Source organism: Streptococcus mitis (genome assembly GCF_000722765.2).
GTDB lineage: Bacteria > Bacillota > Bacilli > Lactobacillales > Streptococcaceae > Streptococcus > Streptococcus mitis_AQ.
In genome coordinates, this window is sequence record NZ_CP028415.1 from 1,892,774 (window position 1) to 1,904,721 (window position 11,948).

At 41.5% G+C, this 11,948-nt stretch carries 13 protein-coding genes, 1 pseudogene and 1 riboswitch; of the genes and pseudogenes, 2 read left to right on the top strand and 12 right to left on the bottom strand.

Going from position 1 to position 11,948, the window contains the following annotated elements; genetic code table 11:
- Window positions 1–87 precede the first annotated feature (87 nt).
- A pseudogene (locus tag SK637_RS09430) lies at window positions 88–315 on the top strand (tRNA dihydrouridine synthase DusB); the annotation flags it as partial.
- A gap of 70 nt (window positions 316–385) precedes the next feature.
- On the opposite strand, the gene SK637_RS09435 reads toward SK637_RS09430, so the two are convergent.
- The gene (locus tag SK637_RS09435; protein ID WP_033689558.1) at window positions 386–1,084 is read right to left on the bottom strand and encodes a hypothetical protein; all 699 of its coding nucleotides are present in this window, start codon (window positions 1,082–1,084) and stop codon (window positions 386–388) included.
- A gap of 278 nt (window positions 1,085–1,362) precedes the next feature.
- On the opposite strand from SK637_RS09435, the gene SK637_RS09440 reads away from it, so the two are divergent.
- Window positions 1,363–1,593, top strand: coding sequence for a hypothetical protein (locus tag SK637_RS09440; RefSeq protein ID WP_033689560.1), 231 nt, complete (start codon window positions 1,363–1,365; stop codon window positions 1,591–1,593).
- Between the two features lie 75 nt (window positions 1,594–1,668).
- On the opposite strand, the gene SK637_RS09445 is transcribed toward SK637_RS09440, so the two are convergent.
- The 11 genes from SK637_RS09445 to SK637_RS09495 form a co-directional block, all read right to left on the bottom strand.
- Window positions 1,669–2,442 carry an NUDIX domain-containing protein gene (locus SK637_RS09445; RefSeq protein WP_033689561.1) on the bottom strand — a complete coding sequence of 258 codons (774 nt, stop codon included), beginning with the start codon at window positions 2,440–2,442 and terminating at the stop codon, window positions 1,669–1,671.
- 1 nt (window position 2,443) lies between these two features.
- Window positions 2,444–3,223: a nicotinamide riboside transporter PnuC gene (gene pnuC, locus SK637_RS09450; protein ID WP_000736873.1), complete on the bottom strand. Its 780-nt coding sequence runs from the start codon at window positions 3,221–3,223 to the stop codon at window positions 2,444–2,446.
- Between the two features lie 9 nt (window positions 3,224–3,232).
- On the bottom strand, window positions 3,233–4,291 hold the full coding sequence (locus tag SK637_RS09455) for an AAA family ATPase (RefSeq protein WP_033689562.1): 1,059 nt from the start codon (window positions 4,289–4,291) through the stop codon (window positions 3,233–3,235).
- Between the two features lie 132 nt (window positions 4,292–4,423).
- Window positions 4,424–6,856 (bottom strand): ATP-dependent Clp protease ATP-binding subunit, encoded by a 2,433-nt coding sequence (locus tag SK637_RS09460; protein ID WP_033689564.1) that lies wholly within the window; start codon window positions 6,854–6,856, stop codon window positions 4,424–4,426.
- 1 nt (window position 6,857) lies between these two features.
- Window positions 6,858–7,316 (bottom strand): CtsR family transcriptional regulator, encoded by a 459-nt coding sequence (locus SK637_RS09465; RefSeq protein WP_033689565.1) that lies wholly within the window; start codon window positions 7,314–7,316, stop codon window positions 6,858–6,860.
- 118 nt (window positions 7,317–7,434) lie between these two features.
- On the bottom strand, window positions 7,435–8,163 hold the full coding sequence (locus SK637_RS09470; RefSeq protein WP_020902628.1) for an ABC transporter ATP-binding protein: 729 nt from the start codon (window positions 8,161–8,163) through the stop codon (window positions 7,435–7,437).
- Complete coding sequence (locus tag SK637_RS09475) at window positions 8,163–9,170, bottom strand: ABC transporter substrate-binding protein (protein ID WP_033689566.1); 1,008 nt, start codon at window positions 9,168–9,170, stop codon at window positions 8,163–8,165. Before SK637_RS09475 ends, SK637_RS09470 begins: the two co-directional genes overlap by 1 nt.
- 38 nt (window positions 9,171–9,208) lie before the next feature.
- Window positions 9,209–9,967: an ABC transporter permease gene (locus SK637_RS09480; RefSeq protein ID WP_161970147.1), complete on the bottom strand. Its 759-nt coding sequence runs from the start codon at window positions 9,965–9,967 to the stop codon at window positions 9,209–9,211.
- A complete protein-coding gene (locus SK637_RS09485) occupies window positions 9,930–10,220 on the bottom strand; it encodes a thiamine-binding protein (RefSeq protein ID WP_033689568.1) in 291 nt (96 codons plus the stop codon). Before SK637_RS09485 ends, SK637_RS09480 begins: the two co-directional genes overlap by 38 nt.
- Before the next feature lie 68 nt (window positions 10,221–10,288).
- Window positions 10,289–10,391, bottom strand: a riboswitch (TPP riboswitch).
- 82 nt (window positions 10,392–10,473) lie between these two features.
- A complete protein-coding gene (gene cbpD / locus SK637_RS09490) occupies window positions 10,474–11,592 on the bottom strand; it encodes a choline binding-anchored murein hydrolase CbpD (RefSeq protein ID WP_033689569.1) in 1,119 nt (372 codons plus the stop codon).
- A gap of 88 nt (window positions 11,593–11,680) precedes the next feature.
- Window positions 11,681–11,947, bottom strand: a complete 267-nt coding sequence (locus SK637_RS09495) for a Veg family protein (protein ID WP_001278169.1) — start codon at window positions 11,945–11,947, stop codon at window positions 11,681–11,683.
- Window position 11,948 lies beyond the last annotated feature (1 nt).

Genomic DNA, 11,948 nt, shown 5'->3' on the forward strand with positions numbered 1-11,948 from the left:
CTACCATTTTTTCATTCAATAAAACAGGTTTTATAGTTAAATTTATTCTTTTTTCTTTCGAAATATAACTGATACAATCTTCTAGTAGGTAAAATCCTACCTGATTTGACCTTTGAAGACAAGATGAAAATTGCCTACGAACACTTGAAACGCTTGATTAACCTCAAAGGGGAAAATGTCGCAGTTCGTGAATTCCGTGGCCTCGCTCCTCACTACCTCCGTGGAACATCTGGCGCTGCCAAACTTCGTGGAGCCATTTCACAAGCTAGCACTCTAGCAGAGATTGAAGCTCTCTTGCAATTGGATAAGGCTTAATAGTTTAAAACCCGTAACTCTCTTAAAGGTTACGGGTTTTTGATTGTAAAAGCTTAAATACTGAGGATTATTATTGATTCAAAGCAACACTGGAAACCTTACCATCCGCTCCTGTTGTAATTTGGATGACTTTTCCTCCACCGATTTTGGCATTATACTTACCATCATCAAGAGTATAAGAATAGCCTTTGATAGAGTAGTTTTCTTTCTTTCCATCAGAAGATTCTACTGTAAATTGACCGCCGGATGAAACTGTGATAGTTTCGCCATTTGCTCCCTTCCAATTACCCGCTGCAGCTGAGAAATCACCATCTACCATGGTTAAAACACCCTTGTAGCGTTTATTTTGCTCTGCTTGCTTGTCTTGAAGTTTGCGGTCAGTTGTAGGATCATAGCTTGATTGGTTAGACTGGACTTGAGGAGCCTGTTGAGTTGAAGGAGCCTGAGCAGGAGTTTGTTGACTAGCCGCCTGTTGATTAGCCACTTCTTGACCTTGTCTTTGCTCTGGTGCAGGTGCCGCTTGTGATGGCGTTGCAGTTGCTGAAGATTGATCAGTAGATGCCTTGGCCTTTTCAGATGAAGCTGAACTTGAGGACTTCTGAGTCTTGCTTTCTTTGTTAGAAGAGGTTGCTTTAGAACTTGATGACTGGCTTGTCTTAGCAGAACTGCTTGCTTGAGTTGTTTCCTTTTTATTTCCACAAGCTCCTAATAGCAAGGTAGAAGCCAATACAGTTGCTGCCATCAATTTGATATAGGTTTTCTTTTTCATTTTTCTACTCCTTTGTAATACTTTAGAAATATAAAGAAATCTTTTTGTAATATAATTGTAACACTCGGATTTGAATATGTCAACAATTTATCTAAACTATTTTAAAAATCTTAAATACTTTAGATACATTTACTCCTACTACTCTTCTATTCGTAATAAAACAGAAAAACAGGAGATTTTTCTATTAAAAATTTGAATTTATTTTTGTGTAATCGCTTGCATCTTCAACTGCAAAGGAATATAATAACATTGAAATAGAATATAGGAGGTGTAGGCTTATGTTAAACAAGTATTACAAGTATCTTCCTTGGTTGATTGTGACAGCTATTGTCTCTTATCAATCAGCAACTTACTATGCGCGAACTGCATTTGATGTGTTTTATCTGACTACAATCTTTTTGATTTTCTATATCGCTTTGTTAGTTTTGCATGAGAAATATCTCAAGCAACGATACAAAGACTTCTTTACTCACATATTGAGCAATTCTAAGAAAGATAGCCACCCATAAAAGCAGCGGTCACAACACAAAACCATCTCATGATGGTACATAAAGAGGTCGGGAACTTTTTCCCGGCCTCGCTTTTTATTTCAATCGATAGGTTTTTCTTGGTTTCTTTTTAGGTACTCGTTTGAGTCCAACCTCTTCTACATATTCTCCGTATTTTACGAGAAAGTTATTGCTGACGATGGGACGACCGGGGTTGATAAGATTGACCAGTTCAGTCCCTTCATAGACAGTGAACTCCTCCTCCAGCAGATAAAGGAAGGTCGGATTCCAGTCGAGACGGCCTTGGATTCGTTTGATGGATTCTTGGATAATGGCATAATGGTCAAAAGCGAAGGCTTGCTCCTCCAACTCTACTCCCTCTAGGTAGCATTTTCCTGTCTGAAAATCGACATCTACGAAAACGACATCCTTGGCATCGTCTCCTGCTTGAACAAGTTCTAATGCACGACTAGGCAGATAAACCAAGTGGGCAATGGTCACTGTCCAGCCCCGTGGGTCACGGCCGGGAGTCGATACGGTCATCAATTGCTCGATTTTTTCCAAAGGAAGATCGAGATTGACTTCTTCTCTCACCTCACGCTGACAGGCATGCGCAGCATCTTCGCCCTTGTCCATAAATCCTCCAACCAAGGCCAAACAGTTTTGATAAGGGTGAGCCTTGCGGCGAATTAATAAGAGCTTGATCTTTCCTTCAACAAAGCAGTAGGCTACCATATCCACTGTCACACTTGGTTTTTCGTATTGAGGGAGTTCCTGCTTGTAGTACCAATCCAAAAACTCCTCCTGACTGGCATGGATTTCAAAATATTCTTTTTCCGTCATCCCTGCTGGAATCATCGTTTCCGTCATTTTACGCCTCCTTACGAACTGCCTTGGTCCATTGGTACCAACCTACTAGACTATTGAGTGTGTAAACCCAGTACATCCCTTGGATGTGGATATTTTCACCCCACCAGAGGTAAATACTAAAGAGATTAGTTGCAATCCAGAAAATCCATTGCTCACGGTAGAGACGTGTCATCAAGAGCTGGCCAACACCATTGGTCGCATCGGTAACACTATCACGGAAAGGGCGAGCACTATGGATACTTTGGTAAGCTAAGCCCATACCAATCCAGATGATAGCAGTCAAGGCTAAGTACTTAAGCCAGTCAAGCACAGATAATTTCTTGGCCTCAAAGTGAGATTCTTCTGCTTTTCCTTGGTCATTGATACGGTTGGACAGCCAAGCATAGAGACCAATCGGCTGCATGACAAAGAAGTAAACGGTCGTCAAGACTTCACCATAAAAAGTCGCATTCATAGCCAAAACCAAATAGATAGCAGAGTTAATGGCCCCAAAGAGATAATTGCTTGCACGCCCTTCTGCTACCAAAATAACACAGACAATCCCCGTCCAAGATGCAAACAAGCTCAGCCAGTCATGACTTTCTGTATTTTGCGTGAATTCCAAGATCAAGGGAACACTTGACAGGACGATGAGATACAACCACTGGAAAAGACTCCGGCCAACAAAGAGATCTTTACAGAGCAGGCGCATGATTCCTGCAAAACCGATCTTGCGTGCTTCCGCATGGACATTTTTAAAGTTTTCGATAAATTGTGTGATTTTTTCAGTTAGTTTTTTCATATTTTTCTCCTAATCTGCTTGGTAAATAGCATCAATAGCCACTTTTGCTGCTTCATAATTGCCTAGGTAATCCTCAGCTAGATAAACTAGTGGAATGGTGGTTAAATATCGCTCTCTCATCTGGTCCAAATGCTGGGAAAAACTATGACGAATATGGTCTTCTGCCATGGTCATATCTCTAAACCCATCATTGACATAGGAGCCGACAGGTTGCACAAAGAGAATCAAGTCCCATTTTTCCTTAGCCAAGATAGATGCAAAGAGATTGTCAAAGGTCTCCCCTGATAAATCCCCTTGGTCCTCAGCCTCCATGTAATAATCATAGTAGCCCTTGGTTACTAAGGAGTTGGTGTCAGCTATCACTAGGCCTCGATTGGCATTACTGTCAATTAACTTAGAGGTCTGGTCATACTGCCCTAAAAGGAGATAGTAGTAATCCTTTGGAGTCAATTCATCGTCGCGGACATTGTTTTTGATCTGGTACTCGCGTGCGTATTCCAAGCTGACCGGCGCATCGTAATACCTTGCCAAATCCTTAGCTAAAGTGGTCTTCCCATTGCTGGCACTTCCCATAATCAACACTTTCTTTGTAAACTGACGTCGGAAGGGTTGAGCAATATATTTCCAATATTTGCTTGGATTTTCTCGAATCATAGTCGCTGAAATATCAAACTTTCTTTCTTGCAAAACAGTCTCAAAACCACGATTTGATAATTCTTGCTGGTAGTCACGTTCTCCCACAAAGAAGATTAGTTCTTGCTGGGTTTCATCATAAGAAATCTCCGCTAACATTTGATCCAACCACTCCTGCCAACCCATAGGGTAACGTGGAAGATTAGTCTCATCTAACTTGCAGACAGAGGTCAATTCGTCATCACGAAAAGCCTCTCTGATATAGCGAAATCTTTTTTGAAGCGTTAAGCCTACCTGCTCCCCTCTGTCTCCCTCATAGCCTGAAACGACAACCCAGACCTGGTCACACTGCCGCTTCGCTCGCTGAATCAGATCGATATGTCCTTGATGAAGTGGAGCAAAGGTTCCAAATACCACTGCTGTTTTCTTTTTCATAAACCTATTACCTTTTTATAATTTTTGATATTTTTATTATAAACTATATTTTTGTTTTGTCAATAGGTTTTTATTATTTTTTATAAAAAAGTAGCAAAAAAGAGAATCAAGATTGCTCCTGATTCTCCATTTTTATGCAATATCAAATTTTAACTGGCCTGCTTTGACACCAATCTTAAGTGTGTTACCTGCCACCAAATCTCCCTTAAGAAGAAGTTCTGCCAACTTGTCCTCCACTTCTGTTTGCAGGGTTCTGCGAAGTGGACGAGCCCCCATCTCTGGGTCATATCCTTTATTTGCCAACAATTTCAGTGCTGAAGCTTGTAATTTCAAGTCAATGCCTTTTTCAGCCAAACTTGCCACTAAAGGTTTGACCATAATCTTCACCACTTCCTGCATATGATCGCTAGACAGGCTATGGAAGACCACCTTTTCATCAATACGATTAATAAACTCAGGTCTATAAGCTTTTTTCAGCTCTTCAAACATGCGTTTTTCCATATTTTCCTGGTCAAAACGAATGTCCTTAGCTCCAAATCCGACAGTCTTATCATCCCGAAGGGCTGTCGCACCAAGGTTTGACGTCATTATGATAATAGTATTTGAAAAGTCAACCTTGCGTCCCTTGCTATCGGTTAAGACACCGTCATCCAAGACCTGCAAGAGAACATTAAAGATGTCTGGGTGAGCTTTTTCTACCTCATCAAAGAGGAGAACAGAGTATGGTTTATTGCGAACCTTCTCGGTCAACTCCCCACCTTCTTCATAACCCACATAACCCGGAGGAGCTCCATTGAGACGACTGGCTGCAAATTTCTCCATATACTCACTCATATCAAAGCGGATAAGGGCTGATTCGTCGTCAAAAAGAACTTCTGCCAAAGCCTTGGCCAATTCGGTCTTACCGACACCTGTAGGCCCTAGGAACATAAAGGAACCAATCGGACGCTTATGACTACGAATCCCTGACTGGTTGCGGCGAATCGCACGGCTAATGCTTGAAACAGCTTGATCTTGACCGATGACACGTTTGTGCAATTCAGCTTCCAAATTCAGGTATTTCTTAGCGTCTGTCTGAGTCAGTTTTTGGACTGGAATACCTGACAAGCGACTCAAGGTGGTCAAAATATCAGACTCTGTCACCAAGTCTTTATAGACAGGCACTTCCTCTTCTTTTGCGATTAGCTGGGCTGCCTGTTTCCACTTGCCATCTATCAAGGCCTTGTCAGCTGGACTCAAACCTGAATCATCTGCTTTTACATGCTTAGCCTTATTTTGCACTGTTGCTGCTGCTTCATCCAAGAGATCAATAGCAGAGTCTGGCAAGTGACGACTAGTCAAATAACGATGAGCCATCTTAACAGCTGTTTCAACCGCTTCATCTGTGATTTGCACACGGTGATGTTTCTCATAAGTCGCCTTCAAGCCTTGTAAAATGGTCATGCTGTCTGCCACACTTGGCTCTTCAATCGTCACTTTTGCGAAACGACGAGAAAGGGCTGCATCTTTTTCGATATGTTTTTGGTATTCTTCCTGAGTGGTCGCACCAACTGTTCTCAAAGTTCCACGCGCCAAGGCTGGCTTCAAGATATTGGCCGCATCTAGAGTTGAGTCAATCCCACTACCAGAACCCATGATGGTATGAAGTTCATCGATAAAGAGGATGACTTGGCCATCTTCTTCAATATCCTTGATGATATTGTTCATGCGTTCTTCAAAGTCACCACGGAAACGTGTCCCTGCAACAACATTCATCAAATCAAGCTCTAACACGCGCATCTTAGCCATTTCTGCAGGTACATCACCACTAGCAATACGCTGGGCAAGCCCAAGCGCCAAGGCTGTTTTCCCGACACCAGCATCCCCAACCAAGACAGGGTTATTCTTGGTTTTACGGCTCAAGATTTGAATCATACGCGAGATTTCCTTATCTCGACCGATGACTGGTTCTAACTTGCCAGAACGCGCTTGCTCTGTCAAATCATGCGTATAGTCCTCGAGACCACCACTCGGAGTCTGGGGCATGCCCATCATATTAGCCATAGAATTTTGCTTATCAGCTACTGTACGATGGCGTTGGCGTAAAGCCTTGAGATCTTCACGAGTCCAACCTGCTCGTTCTTCTAAATTTCGACGAAGGGTAGCAATCTTAACCTGATCCTTCTTGTCTTCATAAGAAAAACCAGCCCTCTCCAAGATACGAGTCGCCAAGGCATTGCCATCATGCAAAATCGCATAGAGGACATGCTCTGTCCCTAGCACCTTAGCATGGACCACTGACGCTACATACTCTGCTTCGTCAAAAAGGACCTGCAAACGATGAGAGAACGGCAATTCCGTAAAGGTTTCATCCTGGCTATAGTCCGTTTCAGTCAACTCCAAAGCAACTTCTTCTAAACGATCCATCTCATATGGATAATCATTTAAAGTTGCCCCTGCCACACTATAACTGTGATTAGACATGGCAATCAACAAGTGCCAAGACTCTAGGTAACGAGCTCCAAAATGGCCAGCAACCATGTAGGCACTTTCGATACATTCATTCAATGCTTTTGAATAGTTCATCTTACTTCCCTTTTCTATCTACCTCTTGTATAACCTGTCGTAGCATGTTAGCTCGAAGGACTGGAGCTTCTTCTCCTAGAACGCGATCCAAAGCTACTGTCATCAGCAAATTCATCTCCTGCTTGGTCATCAATTCCTGCTCAACCAAAAGTTGTAGAATATCCTCATAAATTTCTTGACTGACCCGCTCACCAATTGAGTAAAGCAGCTCCCTGAGCATTTCATGATGACTAGAAAACTCAATCCGTCCTATACGAATGTAGCCTCCACCACCACGCTTACTTTCAACCAAGTAGCCTCTACTTTCCGTAAAGCGTGTCTTGATTACATAGTTAATCTGACTAGGAACAACCTGAAAGGTATCTGCCAACTGACTCCGTTGCAACTCCACAATACCAGATTGATCTAAAATCGCCTTGATGTAGGCCTCAATATGATCCGATGTATTTTTAAATCTCATTACAAACCCACCTCTCTCTTTAAACCTTGACTATCTTTGACTATTATACCGAAATTTTCTCATTTTTAAAAGAAAAAGGGCGCTGGTAAAGGATAATCTTCACCAACTCCCTATTTTTCTACTTATCTAAGCCTAATTCTACCAAGATTTGACGTTTGTAGGCAATCTTTTGGACTTCCTTGTCCTCATCTTCAGACCAATCTAGTTTAATTTCTGAAACAATCTGCCCAGGGCGATTTTTCAAGATATAGATGCGGTCGCTGAGACTGAGGGCCTCCTCGATACTATGCGTGATGATCAAGGTTGTTAGCTGCAACTGCTTGTGAATCTCAAGGTACCAAGCGTGTAGTTCCATCTTGGTCATCTCATCCAAGGCGCTAAAGGCTTCATCTAAGAGAAAGAGCTTATGCCCGAAAAGATAGGTACGAAGCAAGGCCACACGCTGGCGCATCCCACCACTGAGTTCATGAGGGTATTTATCTCTTACAGCTGTCAACTGGAAGGTCGCAAGAATTTCATCCGCGCGGGCAATAGCTTCTGCCTTATCCACCTTTTGAATCAAGAGGGGCAGAATGATATTACCAAGCACCGTCTTGTGTTCCAAGAGCAGATCCTTTTGCAACATATAACTCACGCGCCCCTTGGGATTTTCTTCACCATCAAGGACAATTCTCCCTGACTGAACTTCTAAAATCCCCGCAATTAGATTAAAGAGGGTGGTCTTCCCAACACCACTTGGGCCTAGGATAGAAACCACTTCACCTGAAGTTACTTTCAGATTGATATCCTCTAAAATCCTCTCTTGACCATAGGCATAACTGACGTGTTCTAATCTAATTTCTGTCATTATTTCACAAATTCATTGGTAAAGCCTTTGTCTGTCAAATCTTCTTTAAGGATACCATTTTCTCTATCCCATTTGTAGAAGGCATTCCAGCGAGCTGCATCAAATTGACCCCATTTTTCCTTGTCGCTTGCGTATTCTTTTGACAAGTATTTTTGAGATTCGATGACAAAGTCACGTTTTTCCTGAAGTTCAGGTGCATTTTTGATGAGGATATCAGCTGCTTCTTCTGGATGCTCCATGGCATATTGGTAGCCTTTTTTGATAGCTTGGATGACTTTACGAGCTTCTTCTTTGTTGTCTTTCAAATAGTCGTTGTTTGCGATAATAACTGGTGAGTAGTAGTCAAACTCCTTGACATAGTCTTTCAAGTACAAGAAGTTAGCATCTACACCTTGAGATTTTGCAAGGATACCATCCCATCCGTAGTAGATCCATGCAGTATCAAATACTCCATTAGCAATCGGTGTGATAGAGTTTGAGTCGTTGTTTGGTACTTTTTCAACCTTCTCAAAGTCCCCACCTTGTGATTCTACCAAGGTTTTCAACATAGCAAGTTCAGTTGGGTCATTCCAAGTCCCGTATTTCTTACCAACCAAGTCCTTTGGACTAGCTACATTGTCAGATTTACGAGAGATGATTCCTGATGTATTGTGTTCTACGATAGCTGCAACAGCAGTAATTCCTGCTCCTTTTTCCAATTTTTTAGCCATATAGTCTTGGAAATACACTGCAAATGGTGCCTTACCGTTAATAACTAAGTCAGAAGAACTTTCTTCTGGTGGCAATTTCAAATCAACATCCACTCCAGCTTCTTTGAAATAACCTTTTTCCTTGGCAACATAAAGCCCTGTGTGGTTGGTATTTGGTGTCCAGTCTAGGATAAAGTCAATCTTCTTAAGTTCTGCTTCCTTATTATCCTTAGAAGCAGTTCCTTGACCACAGGCCACAAGCACAACAGCTACAAGAGCTGTTAAAACAGTTAAAAACACTTTCCATGTTTTTTTCATTTTGATTTCCTCTTTTCTTTTTCAGAAACATTCTAATTCTACGAACGTTTCCATTTAATAACATATTTTTCACTGACATCAACCAGCTTCATACCCAAAAGGCTGATAATCGATACCAGAATAATAATAGCAAACATGGTATCATACTGAAACAGTTTCTTGGACTGAATCATGTAGACACCTAGTCCTTCAAAGCCTCCCAACCACTCAGATACTACTGTTGTGATAAAGGCATAGGAGACACTGACTCTCAGACCTGCATAAAAGTAAGGCAGGCTGACTGGGATTTTAAAATGCCACAGGATTTGCCAAGGCTTGGCCCGCATCAGACTAAACAAGGTCAACATATCCTTGTCACAATGCCTAAAACCATCCAAAATGCTGACGATGATAGGAAAGGTTGTCGTCAAGATAATCAAGACAATCTTGGGCAAAATCCCATAACCTAGCCACAAGACCAGAATAGGAGCTATAGCAATGGTCGGAATGGTCTGAACAACCACCATCATAGGGTAAATCAGGTCATTGAGCCAAGTCAAACTGTCCATAAGCACAGCCATGAGACAGGCAATCAAGACTCCCAAAACCAGCCCCAGTAAAGCCACTCTCAAGGTCGCCCAGCTATGGTGCCAGAGAAATTCTCTATCACGAACAAAGGCCTGGAGAATTTCAAGAGGTGTCGGCAGGATAAACTTGGGGAGAAGTTTAAGAAAACCTGCTAACTGCCAGATTGACAAGACTCCGAGAAAGCCCAATAGACTAATGTGTCGTCTCAGTATACTTTTCAAGTTTCTCATCAATACTTAAAATCTCTCCTACATTTATTTTGACATTGGCAAAGACATTATCTGCCTCCTGCCTTGCCACTTCCAGCGCTTCTTTGAAAATGCGCATGAGCTCATCAAACTCCCCTTCCAAGACCGTTTCAAATGGTGTCACCACCATAGTCACCTCTTGAGCTTGCAGATAAGCAATGACCTGATCAATAACATCTATCCGATCAATCCCCTGTGATAGGGGTAAAACTTGCAAGGCAATGCTTGCTTTCATAACAACCTCCTCTTCTCGTTTTCCTTTGACAAAAAGAAAAACCTTTACCATATATGGAAAAGGTGCAGAATAGACTAAGTATCGTTCCCTACGCTGGCATTACCCAGATCAGGTGCGGTCGAAGCTTAACGCTTCCTCTCAGACTGTACACAGACTCCCATATATTATATGGACATATGATAGCGCAAAATAAAAAAAATGTCAAGGAAACTGCTTACAGAAAAGAGTAGGAAAAATTTCCTACTCCCATTTTCTATACTCGTTCTCCATCACTATTTACTCTGTAGCCATCCACCGTCGTATTAACAGCTAAGGCGCCTGAAGAGTAAGAATAATACCACTTACCAGAGACTTGATACCAACCTGTTTTCATTGCCCCTGAACTATCCAAATAATACCACAGACCATTTTCCTTTAACCATCCTGTCTGCATTTCACCAGATGATTTCAAATAATACCAGCTAGAGCCATCTTTCAGCCATCCCGTCGCCTTAGAACCATCTGATTTGAAATGATACCAACTACCATTTATTTTCTTCCAACCGACAGTTGAACTGTTATTGGATCCATAGTTAGAGCTATTTCCTGATTGATTCTGATAATTCTGTGAAGAGCTTACTCCCTCTAGCTGGATATAGCGACGACTTCCGTTATAAGCCGTATAACTCAACCACTTGTACCCATCTTTTTCGAGAATTTGATCATAATGAACATTCTCTCCAGGATAATAGTAATCAATTGCAGTTGCGCTAGCTAGAGGCTGATTTTTGATAGCAGCCTTAGTCTTAAAATAATGTGTTCCTCCTGTTGAAACTGAGGATTGACTATTCCCAACACTGCCACCAGCTAAATCTTTAAAATGAATAAAACCAGTCATAGTATTCGCCTTCACGACGCGCTTATTGTAAGATTCCCTTATTCCATAGTTGTATTCTTCAATCTCAATCTCATCTCCTATTACATTTGACACCCAAGCAACATGACCATAAGTTCCTGCAGTAGACCAAGCAATAGAGCCAATCGTCGGTGTATTATCTACACGATACCCTTCACGACGAGCACGATGACCCCATTCATTCGCATTTCCATAAGCTGCCGGAATCTCAAAACCATTTACACCACTTAAGCGAAAGGCTGCAAAAGAAGTACACTGACGAGAATACATGCGCCACTTGTCAATCTCCTGACTGCCATTTTTATAATAAGCAGGATAATCATCCCCACGCGCAATCGATCCATTTCCTCCGGAATAGGCATATACACTATCACCCGCTGCTAGCATCAATCCTACTACTAAAAAGGGAACAACTTTTTTAGCTGATTTTCTAAAAGAAAATCCTGTCTCTGTTACTTTGAATGGTAAAACTTTCATTCTTCCTCCTTGAAAAATAATATAAATCGAAGATTACCTTCACTTAAACTATTCGGAGAAAAAAAGAAAAGTGAGAAAATTTCTCACTTTAGTCAAGATAATGAATCAAATTCTTTTCTGTAAGGATATCTGAGTAAGTAAAGGATTCAACGTAAACATTAGCTTGTTTATCTCCTTCAACATTCCCAAATTCAACGATAAATAGGGATGGATAAACCTCAATTAGCTTACCCAATCTATTTTTTTGGCGCTTACGACCATTCTCCAAAGTCATTTCTACGACTTGTCCCTCATGTGCCTTGATTTCTTCTTTGATTTTTTTCATCTTGGCTACATCTGTAAATGCATCTGACATC